18 protein-coding genes are annotated in these 17,790 nt (G+C 64.2%); 11 read left to right on the top strand and 7 right to left on the bottom strand.

Translation table 11 applies throughout. The annotated features are described in order from the left end of the window. The first annotated feature begins 2 nt into the window (after positions 1-2). The 3 genes from pcaG to ACS8YF_RS13315 all read left to right on the top strand — a co-directional run bounded on the left by pcaG (position 3) and on the right by ACS8YF_RS13315 (position 3,032). Entirely contained in the window at positions 3-653 is a 651-nt protein-coding gene (gene pcaG / locus ACS8YF_RS13305; RefSeq protein WP_440850688.1) for a protocatechuate 3,4-dioxygenase subunit alpha, read from the top strand. A 61-nt stretch (positions 654-714) separates the two neighbouring features. Beyond that, on the top strand, positions 715-1,902 hold the full coding sequence (gene pobA, locus ACS8YF_RS13310; RefSeq protein ID WP_440850689.1) for a 4-hydroxybenzoate 3-monooxygenase: 1,188 nt from the start codon (positions 715-717) through the stop codon (positions 1,900-1,902). Positions 1,903-1,922: 20 nt separating this feature from the next. Further along, a complete protein-coding gene (locus ACS8YF_RS13315; protein WP_440850690.1) occupies positions 1,923-3,032 on the top strand; it encodes a 5-methyltetrahydropteroyltriglutamate--homocysteine S-methyltransferase in 1,110 nt (369 codons plus the stop codon). A gap of 111 nt (positions 3,033-3,143) precedes the next feature. On the opposite strand, the gene ACS8YF_RS13320 is transcribed toward ACS8YF_RS13315, so the two are convergent. Further along, the gene (locus ACS8YF_RS13320) at positions 3,144-4,043 is read right to left on the bottom strand and encodes a SphA family protein (RefSeq protein WP_440850720.1); all 900 of its coding nucleotides are present in this window, start codon (positions 4,041-4,043) and stop codon (positions 3,144-3,146) included. 843 nt (positions 4,044-4,886) lie between these two features. On the opposite strand from ACS8YF_RS13320, the gene ACS8YF_RS13325 reads away from it, so the two are divergent. Genes ACS8YF_RS13325 through ACS8YF_RS13335 form a run of 3 tightly spaced genes read left to right on the top strand, consistent with a single transcriptional unit; the run spans position 4,887 to position 7,727 of the window. Beyond that, the gene (locus ACS8YF_RS13325) at positions 4,887-5,975 is read left to right on the top strand and encodes an aromatic ring-hydroxylating dioxygenase subunit alpha (RefSeq protein ID WP_440850691.1); all 1,089 of its coding nucleotides are present in this window, start codon (positions 4,887-4,889) and stop codon (positions 5,973-5,975) included. A 9-nt stretch (positions 5,976-5,984) separates the two neighbouring features. Beyond that, complete coding sequence (locus tag ACS8YF_RS13330) at positions 5,985-6,704, top strand: GntR family transcriptional regulator (protein ID WP_440850692.1); 720 nt, start codon at positions 5,985-5,987, stop codon at positions 6,702-6,704. An 18-nt stretch (positions 6,705-6,722) separates the two neighbouring features. Beyond that, entirely contained in the window at positions 6,723-7,727 is a 1,005-nt protein-coding gene (locus ACS8YF_RS13335) for a PDR/VanB family oxidoreductase (protein WP_440850693.1), read from the top strand. A 156-nt stretch (positions 7,728-7,883) separates the two neighbouring features. Here the strand turns inward: ACS8YF_RS13335 and ACS8YF_RS13340 are convergent, their stop codons facing one another. Both ACS8YF_RS13340 and ACS8YF_RS13345 read right to left on the bottom strand, forming a co-directional pair. Next, positions 7,884-8,510, bottom strand: a complete 627-nt coding sequence (locus ACS8YF_RS13340) for a 3'-5' exonuclease (RefSeq protein ID WP_440850694.1) — start codon at positions 8,508-8,510, stop codon at positions 7,884-7,886. A 4-nt stretch (positions 8,511-8,514) separates the two neighbouring features. Next, a complete protein-coding gene (locus tag ACS8YF_RS13345) occupies positions 8,515-9,099 on the bottom strand; it encodes a TIGR00730 family Rossman fold protein (RefSeq protein ID WP_440850695.1) in 585 nt (194 codons plus the stop codon). A 141-nt stretch (positions 9,100-9,240) separates the two neighbouring features. Between ACS8YF_RS13345 and ACS8YF_RS13350 the strand changes: the two genes are divergently transcribed. Next, positions 9,241-10,212, top strand: a complete 972-nt coding sequence (locus tag ACS8YF_RS13350) for a TerC family protein (RefSeq protein ID WP_440850696.1) — start codon at positions 9,241-9,243, stop codon at positions 10,210-10,212. Here ACS8YF_RS13350 and ACS8YF_RS13355 read toward each other — a convergent pair whose 3' ends face one another. Then, positions 10,213-10,707 (bottom strand): MarR family winged helix-turn-helix transcriptional regulator, encoded by a 495-nt coding sequence (locus tag ACS8YF_RS13355; RefSeq protein ID WP_440850697.1) that lies wholly within the window; start codon positions 10,705-10,707, stop codon positions 10,213-10,215. Positions 10,708-10,720: 13 nt separating this feature from the next. Beyond that, positions 10,721-11,188 (bottom strand): DUF3237 family protein, encoded by a 468-nt coding sequence (locus tag ACS8YF_RS13360; protein ID WP_440850698.1) that lies wholly within the window; start codon positions 11,186-11,188, stop codon positions 10,721-10,723. Positions 11,189-11,321: 133 nt separating this feature from the next. On the opposite strand from ACS8YF_RS13360, the gene ACS8YF_RS13365 reads away from it, so the two are divergent. Then, the gene (locus ACS8YF_RS13365) at positions 11,322-12,158 is read left to right on the top strand and encodes a p-hydroxycinnamoyl CoA hydratase/lyase (RefSeq protein ID WP_440850699.1); all 837 of its coding nucleotides are present in this window, start codon (positions 11,322-11,324) and stop codon (positions 12,156-12,158) included. Positions 12,159-12,342: 184 nt separating this feature from the next. Next, positions 12,343-13,839, top strand: a complete 1,497-nt coding sequence (locus tag ACS8YF_RS13370) for an AMP-binding protein (protein ID WP_440850700.1) — start codon at positions 12,343-12,345, stop codon at positions 13,837-13,839. A gap of 341 nt (positions 13,840-14,180) precedes the next feature. Here ACS8YF_RS13370 and ACS8YF_RS13375 read toward each other — a convergent pair whose 3' ends face one another. Next, positions 14,181-15,434 (bottom strand): MFS transporter, encoded by a 1,254-nt coding sequence (locus tag ACS8YF_RS13375; RefSeq protein WP_440850701.1) that lies wholly within the window; start codon positions 15,432-15,434, stop codon positions 14,181-14,183. A 222-nt stretch (positions 15,435-15,656) separates the two neighbouring features. Beyond that, positions 15,657-15,812, bottom strand: a complete 156-nt coding sequence (locus tag ACS8YF_RS13380; protein WP_440850702.1) for a hypothetical protein — start codon at positions 15,810-15,812, stop codon at positions 15,657-15,659. A gap of 353 nt (positions 15,813-16,165) precedes the next feature. On the opposite strand from ACS8YF_RS13380, the gene ACS8YF_RS13385 reads away from it, so the two are divergent. After that, on the top strand, positions 16,166-16,906 hold the full coding sequence (locus ACS8YF_RS13385; protein WP_440850703.1) for a sulfite exporter TauE/SafE family protein: 741 nt from the start codon (positions 16,166-16,168) through the stop codon (positions 16,904-16,906). A 76-nt stretch (positions 16,907-16,982) separates the two neighbouring features. Next, entirely contained in the window at positions 16,983-17,732 is a 750-nt protein-coding gene (locus ACS8YF_RS13390; RefSeq protein WP_440850704.1) for an SDR family NAD(P)-dependent oxidoreductase, read from the top strand. Positions 17,733-17,790 lie beyond the last annotated feature (58 nt).

The raw sequence follows: 17,790 nt of genomic DNA on the forward strand, positions 1-17,790 counted from the left end.
CCATGCAGCAGTACAACCATCGCCAGCCGCTGGACCCCGACAGCGTTTTCCTGCCCGAATCGCCGTCGCAGACCGCCGGGCCCTATGTGCATATCGGCCTGGCTCTGAACGTCGCCGGCCTGCCCGAGCGCGAGCACGAGATCGCCAATGTCATGGCCAGCACGAACGCCGAGGGCCCGCGCATCCATATCAGAGGCCTGGTTCTCGACGGCAATGAAGTGCCGGTGGACGACGTGCTGGTCGAGGCCTGGCAGGCGGATGCGCACGGGCAATACGTCACGGATTTTTCCTTCGACAACGCTTTCAACAGCTTCGGCCGGGTCGCCCCCGGCATGGGCGTGGACCAGGCCGGCTGGTGGTCGTTCACCACCATCAAGCCGGGCCGCCTGCCCCACCCCGACGGCCCGGAGATGGCGCCGCACATCAACCTCATGATCTTCGCCCGCGGCATCAACATCCACCTGCATACGCGGCTGTATTTCGACGACGAAGGCGAGGCCAACGCGGCGTGCCCGTTTCTCAACCGAGTGCCGGCCGAGCGCCGGCGCACGCTGATCGCGACGCAGGTCGAGGACCACGATGACGACGAGCCGGTCTATGAATTCGTGATCCGTCTTCAGGGCCACGACGAAACCGTGTTCTTCGACTTCTAGCGCGAAAACACGCGATCGCTGCCGCCGGGCTCATGCCCCCGGGGATACCACGGGAGAAAAAATGAAAACCCAGGTCGCCATCATCGGCGCCGGCCCGTCCGGGCTGTTTCTCGGCCAGTTGCTGGCCAACGCCGGGATCGACAACGTAATTCTCGAGCGCCGGTCGGCCGACTATGTGCTCGGCCGCATTCGCGCGGGCGTGCTGGAACAGGGCACGGTCGATCTGCTGCGCGAGGCCGGCGTGTCGGACAACCTCGACGCCCGCGGGCTCATCCACACCGGATTCGACATCGCCTTCGCCGGCGAGCGCGTCCGCATCGACCTGCCGGAACTGGCCGACGGCAAGCATGTCACGGTCTATGGACAGACCGAGGTCACACGCGATCTCATGAACGCCCGCGAGGGCATCGGTGCGACCACCTGGTACGAAGCCGACAACGTCCAGCCGCATGCGATCGATACCGACGCGCCGTATGTCACCTTCGAGCACGCCGGTCACGAATATCGGCTCGACTGCGCCTATATCGCGGGCTGCGACGGTTCCCACGGTGTGTCCCGCGGCTGTATTCCAGCGGATCGGCTCAAGATCTTCGAGCGCAAATACCCGCTCGGCTGGCTGGGCGTAATGGCCGACACGCCGCCGGTGGCCGACGAACTCATCTACGCCACCCATGAGCGCGGCTTTGCCCTGTGCAGCATGCGCTCGCCCACCCGCAGCCGCTACTATATTCAGGTCGCCGATACGGAATCGCCCGACAACTGGAGCGACGACGAATTCTGGGCCGAGCTCAAGCGCCGCTTGCCGCAGAACGTAGCCGATACGCTCGTCACCGGCGATTCGATCGACAAGTCGGTCGCGCCGCTGAGCAGTTCGGTGACCGAGCCGATGCAGCACGGCCGCCTGATCCTGCTTGGGGATGCCGCCCATATCGTGCCGCCGACCGGTGCCAAGGGGTTGAACCTTGCGATTGCGGACGTCAACACGGCCTATCGCCTGTTCCGGCGCATCTACGACGATAGTCGTGCCGACTTGATCGCGCGCTATTCGGCAACCTGTTTGGCCCGGATCTGGAAGACCGAGCGGTTCTCCTGGTGGATGACCACGAACCTGCACAAGTTCTCGGCAACCGAAGACTTCGACACCCGCATTCAGCAGGCCGAACTCGGCTACTACTTGAATTCCAAGGCCGGTCGCACGACGATCGCGGAAAACTACGTCGGCCTGCCGTTCGCCAAACTCGAACCGTAGGCGACCCACAGGAGAATCCCATGCGTCATATCAACCCCCCGTTTCGCGCCGAACACGTCGGCAGCCTGCTGCGTCCGCAGGCCGTACTCGATGCCCGCCAGCGCCATGCCAGCGGCGAGATCGATGCCGAGGCCCTGCGCGAAGTCGAGGACCGCGCCATCGCCGATGCGGTACGCAAGCAGGAATCTGTTGGGTTAAAGGACGTCACCGACGGCGAATTCCGCCGCGCCTATTTCCATCTGGATTTTCTGAAACAGCTCGACGGCGTGTCCGTGACCGGCGGCATCGCGGCCAACAAGAGCGCGAAGGCCTCCGATGACGGCTTCACCCCGCCGCAGCTGTCGGTCACCGGAAAGCTGGCTCATGCCCGTCCGATCCAGGTCGCGGACTACGAGTTCCTGGCCGCGCAGGCCCGGGCCCTGCCCAAGGTCTCGATCCCCTCGCCGACGATGGTGCATTTCCGCGGCGGTCGGGCCGCGATCGATATCGAGGCCTACCCGGAACTGGACGCCTTCTTCGACGATCTGGCCGCCTGCTACCGCGACGAGATCGACGCGCTGTACCGCGCCGGCTGTCGCTATATCCAGCTCGACGACACCAACCTGGCCTATCTCTGCGACCCGGACATGCGCGCAGCTGCCAAGGAGCGCGGGGAGGACCCCAACACCCTGCCGAAGCAGTATGCCGAACTGATCAACGCCGCCCTGGCTGGCCGGCCGGACGACCTGACCGTCGGCATTCATTTGTGCCGCGGCAATTATCGCAGCACCTGGTTTGCCCAGGGCGGTTACGAGCCGGTGGCCGAAGTGCTGTTCAACGAACTCGCGGTGGATGCCTATTTTCTGGAATACGACGACGAGCGCTCGGGCGATTTCGCCCCGCTGCGGCATGTGCCGGACAACAAGACGGTCGTGCTCGGCCTGGTCTCGTCCAAGACGCCCGAACTGGAATCGATGGACGCGCTGGCCAAACGGATCGACGAAGCCGCGGCCTATGTCGACCTCGACCAGCTCTGCCTGAGCCCGCAATGCGGCTTTTCCAGCACGGTCGAAGGCAATGCCCTTACCGAGGATGACCAGTGGGCCAAGCTCGAGCGCGTGGTCGAAACCGCGCGCAAGGTCTGGGCATAGCCTCACCTTGCGCGCCGCCACCCGGCGGCGTCGCAAAAGACCGCCGGATAGCAAAGGCGCGGGCGGCCGATAGCCGGCCGCTCGCGCTGACAAGCCGCCGGGTGGTGACGGCTAGCCGTGCTTGGGCGCCCCCAGCAGCGGCACCGCGAACTGAACCCAGAGCGCGTTGATACTCGGCCGATTGCGCACCACGACATCGTGTTCGAACTTGAACGCAATGCCACCGAAGCGCCAGTCGTAGGAGATCTGCGGTCCGATGGAAAACTCCTCGCCGCGATGACCGCCCGGCTCCACCGTGTTTCCGTACACCGTGTCGTTGGTGAATTGCTTGAGATAGTTGCCGACGATGCCGAAACCGAGATGATGAACAAATGACGACTCGGGGCGATCGGCAAAGGCACGGTAATTGATGCCATAGTCGAGATTGAACATATCCCCCGACTGATAGTGGGTCGCATTGTTCTCGGTGTTGAACTCCAGCAGCGCCTGGCCATTGAAGGTGAGCTTGCGGGTGGCGTGGTAGGTGAACACGACGTTCGGATCGAACGACCAATAATTCAGGCCGGTACTGATCAACTTGGTCTTGTTGTAGCGACCGGTCGGCGCATAGGTATCGAGGCCGAACAGGAGAAACAGGCGGTGGTCGGGGGTGTGATAGGACAACAACGTCTCGACATCGATATCCCCCAGATTCGTCACCGAGCGGGAGGCAGGCCCCACATCCAGCTTCAAATGGTTGATGTTCAGGACGCCGCCCAGGACGAAATGAAACGGGCCGATCGGCTGTTTGAAGGTATAAAGCGTGCGCAACGCGTCCACATCCGCGTGCAGCGAAAAGCCGGGCACGGTTTCGTTGCCGTGGTTATTGGCCAGGGTATGGCTCCACTGCGCGGTGGTGTAGTTGTACAGTTCAAGCGTGCCCGGCGGCGGCGCATAGCCGGCACCGATGGTATTGATATCGGTCGGATAGTGGGTCGTACCGCCTTCACTGGCCAGCACCGGGGCGCTCACGAAAGACAAGGCCGCCAATACCGCGACCGAGGCGCCATACAAGACCGGCAGCCCGGCCTTTATCCCCGCAGCATGCCTTGGTTCATTCCCGGTACCGTTGCGTCGCATTGTGTTTTTCATATGCTGAATACCCCTCTGACTTGCCAATTTTTTAGCGACCGTCCGGCATAACAGCGCACGCCGTCTTCGTATTCGAGCTCCGCCCTTCCCCAGGTACCGGACGCATCCTGTGTCGCGCCGAGAGAAGATCCGATGAGACATACTTATGTTCGCAATACGGATCACGTTACGCGATGCGAACAAATATCGGCGAGACATGATCGCAATACAACTCGCCGTTTGTCGTAAACTAATAGTCGTAGCGCCGAACGCCCGTGATTACGCCTCTCGAATACAAAGGCTGGCAGAGCCTATGTCAGGGGCATCATGCCGAGCCGCGCACAGCCGCCACGTTTGCGCGGCTATCGTAGCCCGCCTTTCGTTCGCTTGCGGCGATAAACGGCGCCAGAGCGGGATATGAATGCGGCCTGCAACAACTGTCGCGTCGCCGTTAGCCCCCCCTCCCGCTTCAGCCGCGGCCACGCCACCATGGCCTGCCGATCAAGCCGGATGGTGTATACATTCTGCAAAAATCCCGAGAGCGAGGCCCGAGTCACGGCTTAGTACTTTGGTCTTAAAAAATCAGAAAAATAGACCAAATAACTAACCAATTCATTGTTTTAAATAAGTGTATTGAAAACACCCTTCGGCAGGCCGCTTTGACGTCGCGCGGTAACTTCGATATCAACTTGTATACATTTTGAATACAGACGATATCGCTTGCGATGCCGGAGGAGACCGATGATGTCGGAGACTGAACGCAGCTATCCCCGCAATGCCTGGTATGCCGCGGCCTGGGGCCACGAGGTCGAACATGCCCTGACCGCCCGCACGGTCTGCGAGCGCGATCTGGTGCTTTACCGCAAAACCGATGGGGAAGTCACGGCCCTCGCGGATGCCTGCTGGCATCGGCTACTGCCGCTGTCGATGGGCAAGCTCGATGGCGATCAGGTGATGTGCGGCTATCACGGCCTGAAATTCGATAGCGATGGCCGCTGTACGTACATGCCGGCCCAGGAGACGGTGAATCCGTCGGCCTGTGTGCGGCATTTCCCGGTCGTGGAACGCCACGCCCTGGTCTGGGTCTGGACGGGCAATCCGGCGCTGGCCGATCCCGACCTCGTGCCCGATTTCCACTGGAATAACGATCCGGCGCTGGCCGGTCGCGGCGGCACCTTCTACAGCCTGGGCTGCAACTACCGCTTATTGATCGACAATCTCATGGATCTGACCCATGAGACCTTCGTGCATGCCGGCAGCATCGGCCACGATGCCATCACGCGCACCCCCTTCGAGGTCGAGCATGACGAGCGGTTCGTCACCATGACGCGCTGGATGCTGAACAACGATGCGCCGCCGTTCTGGGCCTGGCAGCTGGGCCGCGACGTGCCGGTGGACCGTTGGCACAAAATCCGGTTCGAAGCCCCGTCCACGGTGGTGGGCGATGTCGGGGTCGCCGAGGCCGGCACGGGCGCCCCGGAAGGCGACCGTTCCAAGGGCGTGACCGGCTATTTCCTGGCGGCGATCACGCCGGAAACCGAAACGACCTGTCACTACTTCTGGAACTTCGTGCGCGATCATCATATCGACGACCCCCAGTGGACCGACGATCTGCATACGGCCCATGTCAACGGTGAGTCCGGTGTTTATGAACAAGACGTGGAAGTGCTCGAAGCGCAGCAGGCGGCAATCAAGCGCAATCGCCGCGCCCCGTTCTATCACTTGAATATCGATGCCGGCGCCCTCTGGGCGCGTCGTCTGATCGAGCAGCGACTGGCGGCCGAGCCCGAGCCGGCGATTCGTCCTGTCGATCAAACCGCCGCCGTCGGCTAGGAGAAACTCGTGCAGCAGAGCACCAAAGCGTTATTGCGCCTGCGGGAGATGATCCTGGAGGGCGAGTTGTCGATCGACGAACGGTTGTCCGAACCGATGCTCGTCGATCGCATCGCTGTATCCCGCACGCCGATACGCGTCGCGCTGGTCAAGCTCGAGCATGAGGGATTGATCGAGCCCCTCCCCTCGGGTGGCTACCAGATTCGCACGTTCTCGAAAAAAGACTTGTTCGATGCGATCGAGTTGCGCGGCACGCTGGAAGGCGTCGCCGCCCGCTTCGCCGCCGAAGCCCGGCCGACACGCGCGGCTCTCGGGCCGCTGACGCGCGCGGTGGCGCAACTGGACGATGTGCTGGCGAAGAGCGAACTGAACGAGGATGACTTCGCGGCTTATACGGAAGGCAATGAGCGCTTTCACAGCGAACTGCTGCATCTGGCCGGCAGCCCGGTGATCGCCGAGTCGCTCAACCGTATCGTCCGGCTGCCATTTGCCTCGCCCAATGCTTTCGTGATGGCCCAGGCGGCGATTCCGGAAGCACACCACATCATAAAGGTGGCACAGGATCAGCATCACGGCATGCTCGAGGCGATCGAAGCCGGCGAAGGCAGCCGGGCTGAAGCCCTGGCGCGTGAACATTCGCGGTGTGCGAGGCGCAACCTGCAAATCGTGCTCGATCATGACCGCGCACAACACCGCTTACCCGGCCTGCAACTGGTCAAGAACGCGTAACCCATCTCGGAGCCCTCCATGGCCACCCATCAATATTTCACGACCGCGACCCTGGCCCGGACCCGGGATGTGGCCGCGGACGTCAGACTGTTCGAGATCGAACCCGCCGACGGTGTGACACCTCATCAACCGGGCAGTCATCTGGATGTCGAAGTCCTGGTCGACGACAAGCCACAGTACCGTTCCTTTTCGCTGGTCGGCGACGCCAGCGAGGGCGGCCGCTATCGCATCGCGATCAAGAACCGCCCCAACGGCCACGGCGGCTCGCGGTATCTATGGTCATTGCAGGCCGGCGCACGATTGCGCGTGTCCGAACCCAAGGATCGCTTCCCCTTGTCCTATCGCGCGCCGGAAGTCCTGCTGGTCGCCGGCGGCATCGGCATTACGCCGATCTATGGCATGGCCAGGGCACTGGTCCGGAACAAGTCGAACGTCCGGCTCCTGTATACCGCGCGTTCGCGCAGCCAGCTCGCATTCGTTGAAGAACTCCAGCAATGGCTGGGCGATCGGCTGACGTTGTTTGTGACTGAAGACAACCAACGCCTCGATGCCCGCAAAGCGCTGGCGAATCTGGACCCGCAGGCCGAACTGTACATCTGCGGTCCGCAATCCCTGCGCGAGGATTTCCTCGGCCAATGGCTGGCCAGCGGCCGCCCGCGCGACCGCTTCCGGTTCGAAACATTTGCCAGCAGTGGCCGATTTCCCGATACACCGTTCGACGTACGCGTGGCCAATCGCGACGTCACGCTGACGGTCGGCCGCGAACAATCGCTACTGCAGGCGCTTCGGGCGCAGGGTATCGACGACATTCTCTACGACTGCGAACACGGCGAATGCGGCCTGTGCACCATCGATGTCCTCGACCATACCGGCGACCTCGATCATCGAGACGTGTTCTACAGCGCCCGCCAGAAAAAATCCGACAAGCGCATGTGCGCCTGCGTCTCGCGTATTCACAACGGCCGCCTGACCATCGATACGAGCCGCCACGGCGTGGACACCGGCCGCCCCGACGATCAATAGCCGCAAGGAAGAATCAATGAAATCACGCGCAGCGGTCGCCGGGTAGGCCGGCAAGCGTTATCGGTCGAGCAGATCAATCAAGCCTTCGACCCGTTGCACGAACGTTCCGCGCTGCATTTCCAGGGCCAGTTACCGCTATACACGGCGCCGCGCCCGTCAGCCGCCGGAGTGTGTATCTCGTTCGGTGACCGCGGCCGCCGCCGGCCGGTGGGCCGCGGTGAGCCAGTCGGTCACACTCAGACCGGTGGCCGCGACCGCAGCCGTCACGACCTCGCCGGCGGCGCGGGCGTCTTCGCCGGCATCGTGGTGCGCGAACTGCAGATGAAGATGCCGTTTCAGGCTGGCCAGACCATGGCCGCCGCGGCTCTTGAGTTCGGGGAAGGCGCGCCGCGCCACGCGCACTGAATCCAGCCAGCGTGCTTCGATCGGTGGGCAGCCGTGCGCGAGACAGGTCCGCGTGATGGCGGTTACGTCGAAGGCCGTGTGGGAGACCACGATCTGCCCGGCCAGCACCGCGGCCACGGCATCATGGATGCCCGCCCAGTCCGGGGCGTGGGTGACATCGCCCGGGCGGATGCCGTGGATTGCGATATTGCCGGCCGAGAAATACGTCTGCGGATGCACCAGCCAGGACCAGTTATCCACCAGCCGCCCGTCGGCAAACTGCGCGAAACCGATCTGGCAGATGCTGCCCGCATCGCCGTTCGCGGTTTCCACATCCACCGCGACAAAAGCATTGAGGTCATGACGCAGCGCCTCGGGCGGCGCAATCGGGCGGGCCACCGGGTCAGGCCGCGCCGGGCAGTCGGGCGATCACCTGTTGGACCAGGGATTCGGCATTCTCGGCCACGGCGATGCGCGAGACATGCTCTGAGCCGACGAAGCCCTGGTCGCGCATATGATTCATGCAGGCGATAAGCGGTTGATAGAACCCGGCCACGTCCAGCAGGCCAACGGGCTTGTCGTGCCAGCCGATCTGGTGCCAGGTCAATACTTCGAACAGCTCCTCGAGCGTGCCGAAACCGCCCGGCATGGCGATGAAACCGTCGGCCGCCTCGATCATGGCGAGCTTGCGCTGGTGCATGGTCTCCACCACGCGCAGTTCGCTGACCCCGTGGTGCGCCACCTCGCGGTCGGCCAGCCCGCGCGGGATCACGCCCAGCACGACGCCACCGGCGGCAAGCGCGGCATCGGCCACGGCGCCCATCAGGCCGACGCGCGCGCCACCGTAGACCAGCCCGATACCGGCCCGGGCCAGGACAGTGCCGAGTACACCGGCGGCCTGGCGATGACGCGCGTCGACACCGTCACGCGAGCCGCAGTACACACAGATCCAGCGATGGGAGTCGGAGAGGGCGGTATTCATCCGCATCAGGATAAACCGCTTGCCGGATAACGAGAATCCCCGCGCGACAAGCCTATTAAGAAAGCATGACTGCACGCGCCGTTATGCTCACGTAAGCTGCCCACGCGCGTACCGAACGCGCGCAAGTCAGCGTAAAGAGACCACTCTATGGACGTACCTGTCTGGGTCTGGGCCGCCACCATCGCCGGTATCGCGGCCCTGCTCCTCTTCGATTTCTTCGCCCACGTGCGCACCCCGCACGAGCCTTCCGCGAAGGAGGCCGGGGGCTGGTCGATCTTCTACGTGATTATCGCGCTCGTCTTCGGCGCCGGCCTCTGGTTCGTCTGGGGCCACGATCACGGCGTCGAATACCTGGCGGGTTATGTGACCGAGAAAAGTCTGTCGGTGGACAATCTGTTCGTCTTCGTCATCATCATGGCCGCGTTCGATGTCCCGAAGGCCTACCAGCAGAAGGTGCTGCTGGTCGGCGTGATCATTGCGCTGATCCTGCGCGCGATCTTCATCGCGCTCGGCGCCGCCGCGATCGAGCATTTCTCCTGGGTGTTCTATATCTTCGGACTGTTCCTGCTCTACACCGGCTACAGCCTGGCGACGTCCTCGCACGAGCAGAGCGAGGCATACGAGCCCAACTTCCTCGTGCGCGCCGCACAGAACCATCTGCCGGCCACCGACGAGTACAACCAGTCGAAGCTGACGATCGTCAAGAACGGCAAGCGCCTGATCACGCCGATGCTGATCGTCATGATCGCGATCGGCGCCACCGATATCCTGTTCGCACTGGACTCCATTCCGGCGATCTACGGGCTCACGAAGGAGCCCTATATCGTGTTTACCGCCAATGCCTTCGCCCTGCTCGGCCTGATCCAGCTCTATTTCCTGCTCGGCGGGCTGCTCAACCGGCTGGTCTATCTGTCGCTGGGGCTGGCGGTGATCCTCGGCTTCATCGGCATCAAGCTGATCTTCGAGGCGCTGCACGGCAACACGCTGCCCTTCATCAACGGCGGGCAACCCGTGACCGCGCTCCCCGAGATCCCGATCTGGCTGTCGTTGTCGATCATCGTCGGCGTGCTCGCGCTGACCACAGTGGCGAGTCTGCTCAAGTCGGCACGCGGCGCGTAGCTAAATCGGCTCGCCTGCCCAGAGACGGTCAAGCGAGTCCGCGAGGTCGCGACGCGCCTGCTCGCCCTGGATGCCGAAACGGCTCGTTTCCATTTCGCGCACCGCCATGGCCGCGCGATGCTCGAGCGTCGCGCCCGCTTCGGTGATCTGCCAGAAGGCAGATCGACCATCGGTGGGATTCCGGCGGCGTATCACGAGATCGCGCGCCTCCAGCGCACTCATCACGCTCACCATGTTCGATGGGGCAACGCCCAGCGCTGCACTGATCCGCTTGTGCGTGAGGCGTTCGTTGCAGGCCAGAAGCACCAGCACCGAAAACTCGATCTGGCGCAACTGAAACGGCTCGCCAATCTCCCGGGCGAAAAGCTTCTGCATGGCCAGATCCGCGCGCTTGAGCTGGTAACCGACCAGTTCACGCAGTCCGCTGTCATCCAGAGCCTCGTCCCGCCCCCCGCCGGGCGGCGATCGCCGCGTTGATGCCAGGTTTCGATTCACCTCTGCCCTCCACTCACGTAAAAAAGTTGCCGACCGCGAACAGTTCGACCGTGACTTGGCCCGCGCATCGTTCAGCCCCCGCCACGAAAAGTGTTCGCATCAACCATTCGTACGGGCCCGCCGCGACATTCAGACGCGCGCTGGTCTGAAAATAGGCCGTTGATTCGCCCGGGCCGGGGCGGGCGTCGGCATCGACATACCGCAAGCCGAAGTTATCCATCTCGACCAACGTGCCATCGGTGAGTTCGATCGCGTACTGGGCGCGCAGATCCACCACACCGTCATTGCGTACAGTCTGCCAGTCTCCGCCCCCCGGCAGTATCCGCCCATTCAAATACGGCCCGACCACGCGTCCGCCGCTGATCGGAACGAATCGGCGACGTCCTTGTGGATTAACGCCGAAATCCATTGGCACGCCGATGTCGACCTCCAGCCGGCAGACGTATGTCAGAACGGGGGATACAGGCACGGAATCGGTCATCGCGGTCTCGACAAAAAACGCATGGCGTGCGGAAGACTAACCAAAAACGACAGCGACTCACGCATACGACGTATTAGTTATATCCAATAACTTGTTTGCCATGAAACCATGACGCATCCAAACAGGAGGACTTATGAGCGATTACAGGGACCGCTGGAGCACCGTACGGGTCGATGTCGATGAATCGGGGATTGCGTGGGTCACGCTCAACCGCCCGGACAAGCGCAACGCCATGAACCCGACACTCAATCGGGAGATGATCGACGTACTCGAAACGCTGGAGCTTGACGGCGATGCCCGCGTCGTCGTGCTCACCGGCGCCGGCGAGTCGTGGACGGCGGGCATGGATCTCAAGGAGTACTTCCGTGAGATCGATGCCCAGCCCGAGATCGTCCAGGAGCGGATTCGCCGTGACTGTTCGCAGTGGCAATGGAAACTGCTGCGCATGTACGCCAAGCCCACCATCGCCATGGTCAACGGCTGGTGTTTCGGCGGCGGCTTCTCGCCGCTGGTGGCCTGCGATCTGGCCATCGCCGCGGACGAAGCCGTGTTCGGCCTGTCCGAAATCAACTGGGGCATCCCGCCGGGCAACCTGGTCAGCAAGGCCCTGGCCGATACCATCGGCCACCGCGAGGCGCTGTACTACATCATGACCGGGCAAACCTTTACCGGCACCGAAGCCGCCGCGATGGGGCTGGTCAACCGCAGCGTCCCGATCGGACAGTTGCGCGACGCCGTCACCGAACTGGCGGGCCTGCTCGCGGACAAGAACCCGGTCGCGCTGCGCTATGCCAAGACCGGCTTCAAGCGCTGCCGCGAGCTGACCTGGGAACAGAATGAAGACTACTTGTACGCCAAGATCGACCAGTCCAGCCATCGCGATCCCGAGCATGGCCGCGAACAGGGGCTGAAGCAGTTCCTCGACGACAAATCGATCAAGCCCGGCCTGGAGAGCTATCGACGGAGCTGAGCCGCGACAACCTTGCATAGCTTTCGCCCCCCGGGCGGGCCGCCATTCGGCGTGCCGCCCGGGGGCGCCGGAGCCCGCCAGACAACCGGGACGGCCGGCTTTATTCGACAGTCCCCCGGGCTCCGGCGGCCTGTCGCGAGCCGCATAAAACCGTCGGCCGCATCGAAGAAAAGGGATACACGCCATGTCGCAATGGGATACACCCGACCCGATCGCCCTGCACGCGCGCGGACAACCCGGCCGCCTCGCTTGCCGGGACATCGCCACCGACCGGCGCTGGCGCTATGCCGAACTGGACCGCAATATCCAGCAGGCAGTCGCCTGGTTGCAACAACAGCCCGCCATCCATGCCGGCGAGCGCATCGCCGTGATCGCGCGCAACAGCGCCGATCTACTCATCCTCAACATCGCAGCGGAACGGTTGGGCGCGATTTTCGTGCCGCTGAACTATCGACTGTCGACGGCGGAACTGACCACGATTCTGGCGGATTGCCAGCCCCGACTGGTCGCGATGGACCATCGCGAACAGCCGCCCACCCTGCCCGCGGGCGCCAGATCCATCGACACGGCCGATCTGGCAGGCGAGATCGCGGCCTGCCCGCCATCGCCACGCCTGGCGCCACTGCCGGGCGATCTCACGAAAATCATTCTCTACACCTCGGGCACCTCGGGCCGACCGAAAGGCGTGATGATCACCGGCGAGAATATCTACGCGACCGCCGTCAACTTCGGCCTCATCGGCCATGTATCCCGCGACAGCGTGTTCCTGTGCGACGCGCCGATGTTCCATGTCATCGGCCTGTTGCCGAGCATCCGGGCCCCTTTGCTGTTCGGCGGCGCGCTGCATGTCGCGCCGGGCTTCGACCCTCAGCGCACCAACGCGTTACTCGCCGATGCCGAAACCGGCACCACGCATTACTTCTGCGTCCCCAAAATGGCCGCCATGCTCACCGAGCAGACCAATTTCGAGCCCTCGCGCTGGCATCATCTGCGGGCCCTGTTCACCGGCGGCTCGCCGATCTCGCCACACCAGGTGCGCTGGTGGCTCGAACGCGGCATTCAGATCTCGAATGGCTTCGGCATGACCGAGGCCGGAACGATCATGCACGTGCCGCTCGAGCCCGGGCTGATCGATCAAACCGCCGGCGGCGTCGGCTTGCCGCCGCCGTTCGTGGCGATCCGCCTGGTCGACGCGGAAGAAAACGATGTCGCGCCGGGCGAACCCGGCGAGATTCTGGTGCGCGGCCCCAACGTGACGCCGGGCTACTGGAACCGTCCCGAGGAAACCGCCCGGGCGTTCACCCACGATGGCTGGCTGCGCACCGGCGATATCGGCCAGGCCGATGCCCGCGGGCACATGACCATCAAGGACCGCAAGAAGGACATGTTCATCTCCGGCGGCGAAAACGTCTTTCCGGCCGAAGTGGAAAACGCGCTGCTCGGCCATGCCGATGTGAGCGAGGCCGCCGTCGTCGGCATAGCGGACGACACCTGGGGCGAAGTCGGGCATGCCTATATCGTGCCGGCCCCAGGCGCCCACCTCGATCCCGACGCGCTATCCCGCTACTGCAGGACGCTTCTCGCCGGCTACAAGGTGCCGAAACGCTTCCACATTATCGACGTACTGCCCCGCAATGCCAGCGGCAAACTGATGAAGACCGCCTTGAAGAAGCAACAATGAAGAACGCGGGATTGCAGACGTCCGTCATGCCCTGAAGCGATAGAACCGGGGCATCGGCTCGCCCGTGCCAAGCGATCACAGGCCTGTCCGCCGACCTCGGTTCAATGGCCGCTGCAGTACAACCGGCGGCTCACCCCGCGTACCCGAGCGCCGTCGATTCTCGATGGGCGACGCCGATGTGCGGCCCATACACGCGTTGCGCGCTCGCCCCACGCATCGCCCGCTGTCGGCACAATTCACGCGGCGCGACGGCCATTCGCCGTCTGCATTCATACGGCTCATCACCGCGGCGCGCCCGGCACGAAAGACCACGCACAATTCATGGCGTGAACACGCGCGAGCTATGTATGGGCAGCTGCCAGCTCGTCCCGACGCTGGGCAAATTGGGCCGTTTCCTTCATGAACAACGCGACCACGAAGACCAGCATCGAACCGGCCGCCGCCATCAGCAAGGGGATGGCCAGGCCCAGCGACGGAAAACTGTCCGCCAGGTCGCCCGCTGCCGTGGGCGCCACCGCACCGCCGACGATCTCGCCAAACAGGGTGACGACACCGATCGCGGCCGCTGCCATGTTCGGCGGCGCCGTTTCGGTCGGAACCAGCACCATGACGATCGCCGCGACCGCCTGCCCCGCCTGGGAGACGAACAATACGGCGGCCAGCAACCAGAGATGGTCATACATCGGCGGCCAGAGCAGGATCAGCGGCAGCACGGTGCAAAGCGGTGCCGAGACCAGCAGGGTCGCCCGCCGGCCGATCCAATCGGACACCGTGGCGACCGCACAGCCGATGAAGAAGCTGCCCAGCCCGGCGGCGCCCATGAGAAAGCCGGCGGTCGTCGGCGGCTGGCCGGCCACATGAATGATGTAAAGCGGACAAAAAGTATTGTAGAGGATCAACCAGCCGACGAAACCGATGTTACCGATCGCGGCCAGTTGGATATTGCGGTACTTGAGCAAGGCCAGGAAGTCACGCGCCCGCGGCTTGGCGGGCGCCGGGGCCGCAGGCTCGCCTTGACGGGCGTCGCCGGGCTCTCGCACGAACAGCCAGATCACGATCGCGAGAATCACGCCGGGCGCCCCGGCCACCACGAATGCCCAGCGCCAGCCGAAGCGGGAAGCGATCTGCGTCGTCAGTACCGGCGCCACCGCAAAGCCGATCAGCGCGGCCGCGGAGACGACGATCCCCGTGTTCCGGCCGCGCCGCTTCGGGTGCGAGGCCTTTTCCACCAGCGTGTTCATGACCGACCAGCATGGGCCTTCGGCAATCCCGACGGCGCCGCGCAGAATCAGCATGTCGAAGAAGTTGCGCGCCGCGCCGCACAACCACGACAACCCGGCGAAGGCAAACACCGCCGGCACCAGCACCGGCTTGCGGCCGAAGCGGTCGGAAACAGCGCCGAATACAAACGACGACACGGCCCAGGTAATCGCCAGGATACTGGCCAGCTCGCCAATCTGGCCGGCGCTGAGATGAAAATCCTCGGCAATGAACGGAGCCAGATAGAGCTCGGCCATGCGGTCCAGGAAAACCGTCCCCCAGGTAAGAAACATCAGGCCGACGATGAAGGTTTCGTATCGGGAATCGTGTCGCATGGCGTACATCGCCGAGCCGCGGATGCATTCGCCGCGGGCTCGCCTCCAGGTTGATGTTCACAAAGCGCACAAATGTACGCACCCTGGATTCAATATACGCAAGCCTCGCGCGGCGCCATACGCTCCATAGGTCGTAACGGCCCGTGAACACGGTCGCGAGGCCCGCAGGGCGTGCGGCGCGAAGAACCACAGCCATCGTCCACGCCCGGCTTCGTGCCCGCGTTATTTCAGGCGCGGCCCGGCGCGGAAGAACTCGCTGGCGCCAACGGTCGCGGCGGCCTGGCCGATCATCTCGATCGCCATGATGCAGGCCGTGGCGGGCAGGTCGACATCGTCGTTTTTGGCACGGTCGGTCGGGGCCCGGGCGGCTTCGACCATGTGATCGTGCAGCCGCTCGGCGACGGTCTGGGTCGTCCCGGTACCGGGCCAGGCGATTCCGGCCCGACTCGAAGTGGCTCACCGACACGCCGCCGACGTTGGTGGGAATATCCGGCCGCACGGAGTCCCGTGGTCAATGCGCGTGGCATCCGGCTGGGCGACACCCCGGTAAATCCGGGCAGGATCAAGCGCGGGCTCGATGCACGCGCTCGCGCCATCAAACAGACCGGGCATAATCGGGGGCGACGCATGCGGTATTCACGGCCAAGGCCGACACGTCGGCCCCGGCCCTTGAAATTCGCAGCTTTCCGGTGCGGCGGCGCCGGCCGCTTTCTGGACATCGGGGACACACCATGGAATGGATCCTGCTCTTCGGCGCCGCACTCGCCGCCGGCGCCCTCAACGCCCTGGCCGGCGGCGGCAGCTTTATCACTCTGCCGGCTCTGCTGTTCTACGGCCTGCCGCCCACCGCCGCCAACGCCACCAGCGCGAGTGCCGTGCTGCCGGGCTACGTCACCACGCTGTTTCGCCTGCGGCACGCCGTCGAAGCCCCGCCAGGGCTGAACCTGGCCGCCATGATCGCGATCGCCGCGGCCGGCGGGGTGAGCGGCGCGGCCTTGCTACTGGCGACGGGCAACCATGCGTTCGCGGTGATCGTACCCTGGCTGATGGCCGCGGCCACGCTGATCTTCGCCGCCGGGCCCTGGATCAAACGGGCGACCCGCGACCGCCGCGCGCCGCGCTGGGTGGCAGTACCCGGGCTATACCTCACTTGCGCCTACGGCGGCTATTTCAACGGCGGCGTCGGCATCATCATGATTGCCGTGCTCGGCCTGTTGGGCCAGAAGCGTCTGTTGTCCTCGGTGGCGATGAAGGCGGTCACCTCGTCCGTGCTGACCATTATTTCCGTGATCACCTACGCTGCGTTCGGGCTCGTGCACTGGCGCCTGGCGGCCCTCATGGCCACCGGCGCGCTGATCGGCGGATGGGTCGGCGCCGCCGCCGGTGACACCATCAACCCGCGCTGGCATCGCATCGGCATTGTGGCGATCGGCGCCGCCATGACCGCGCTCATGTTCTGGCGCGGCGTCTGAGTTGTCGCGGCGTGCGCTGGTCAGCCCGACAGCACTGGCTTAATCTGGCGCGATCGACCCAAACCAGACCCATCTCATGGATAAAGTGATGATCGTTACCGGCGGCAGCCGCGGCATCGGTGCCGCCACGTCGTTGATGGCGGCCAAATACGGCTATGCCGTGGCCGTGAACTTCCGCGGCAATCGGGAAGCGGCCGAAGCCGTGGTCACGGCGATCGAGAAGGACGGCGGGCGCGCCATCGCGGTGCAGGCCGATGTATCCAACGAAGACGACGTGGTGGCCATGTTCAAGGCGGTCGACGAACATCTCGGCCCGGTCACCGCACTGGTCAACAATGCCGGCATCGTGGACGAGCCGAGCGCGGTGGCCGATATGAGCGCGGCGCGCATCGAGCGGATGATGAAAGTCAACGTGGTCGGCCCGTTTATCTGTGCCCGCGAGGCGATCCGGCGCATGGGCACCGCCCACGGCGGCGCCGGCGGGGTGATCGTGAACGTGTCGTCCGCGGCCAGCCATGCGGGCGGGGGCGGCGGCGCCGGTACGTACATCGACTACGGCGCCTCCAAGGGCGCGATCGATACCTTCACCGAGGGCCTGGCGCGCGAAGTCGCCAACGAGAATATCCGCGTCAATGCCGTGCGCCCGGGCGTCATCGACACCGAGATCCACGCCAGCGGCGGCCAGCCGGACAAGCCGCAGCAGGCGGCGGGCCGGATTCCGCTGGGCCGCATCGGCACGCCCGAGGACATCGCCGAAGCGATTCTGTACCTCAGCGAGGCCGAGTTCACCACCGGCGCCTTGCTCGACGTCGACGGCGGCGTCTGAGCCCACGGCAAAACCACTGGACGCAGACGAAAAACGCCGCTTAGGCTGTTGCCCCGAT

This window comes from Salinisphaera sp. SWV1, from assembly GCF_052044155.1.
Taxonomy (GTDB): domain Bacteria; phylum Pseudomonadota; class Gammaproteobacteria; order Nevskiales; family Salinisphaeraceae; genus Salinisphaera.

Excerpts from the sequence above, each read along its gene's own strand:
- pcaG (WP_440850688.1), top strand. The coding sequence starts at position 3 with ATGCAGCAGTACAACCATCGCCAGCCGCTGGACCCCGACAGCGTTTTC.
- pobA (WP_440850689.1), top strand. The coding sequence starts at position 715 with ATGAAAACCCAGGTCGCCATCATCGGCGCCGGCCCGTCCGGGCTGTTT.
- ACS8YF_RS13315 (WP_440850690.1), top strand. The coding sequence starts at position 1,923 with ATGCGTCATATCAACCCCCCGTTTCGCGCCGAACACGTCGGCAGCCTG.
- ACS8YF_RS13325 (WP_440850691.1), top strand. The coding sequence starts at position 4,887 with ATGTCGGAGACTGAACGCAGCTATCCCCGCAATGCCTGGTATGCCGCG.
- ACS8YF_RS13335 (WP_440850693.1), top strand. The coding sequence starts at position 6,723 with ATGGCCACCCATCAATATTTCACGACCGCGACCCTGGCCCGGACCCGG.
- ACS8YF_RS13345 (WP_440850695.1), bottom strand. The coding sequence starts at position 9,099 with ATGCGGATGAATACCGCCCTCTCCGACTCCCATCGCTGGATCTGTGTG.
- ACS8YF_RS13350 (WP_440850696.1), top strand. The coding sequence starts at position 9,241 with ATGGACGTACCTGTCTGGGTCTGGGCCGCCACCATCGCCGGTATCGCG.
- ACS8YF_RS13360 (WP_440850698.1), bottom strand. The coding sequence starts at position 11,188 with ATGACCGATTCCGTGCCTGTATCCCCCGTTCTGACATACGTCTGCCGG.
- ACS8YF_RS13365 (WP_440850699.1), top strand. The coding sequence starts at position 11,322 with ATGAGCGATTACAGGGACCGCTGGAGCACCGTACGGGTCGATGTCGAT.
- ACS8YF_RS13370 (WP_440850700.1), top strand. The coding sequence starts at position 12,343 with ATGTCGCAATGGGATACACCCGACCCGATCGCCCTGCACGCGCGCGGA.
- ACS8YF_RS13375 (WP_440850701.1), bottom strand. The coding sequence starts at position 15,434 with ATGCGACACGATTCCCGATACGAAACCTTCATCGTCGGCCTGATGTTT.
- ACS8YF_RS13380 (WP_440850702.1), bottom strand. The coding sequence starts at position 15,812 with ATGGTCGAAGCCGCCCGGGCCCCGACCGACCGTGCCAAAAACGACGAT.
- ACS8YF_RS13385 (WP_440850703.1), top strand. The coding sequence starts at position 16,166 with ATGGAATGGATCCTGCTCTTCGGCGCCGCACTCGCCGCCGGCGCCCTC.
- ACS8YF_RS13390 (WP_440850704.1), top strand. The coding sequence starts at position 16,983 with ATGGATAAAGTGATGATCGTTACCGGCGGCAGCCGCGGCATCGGTGCC.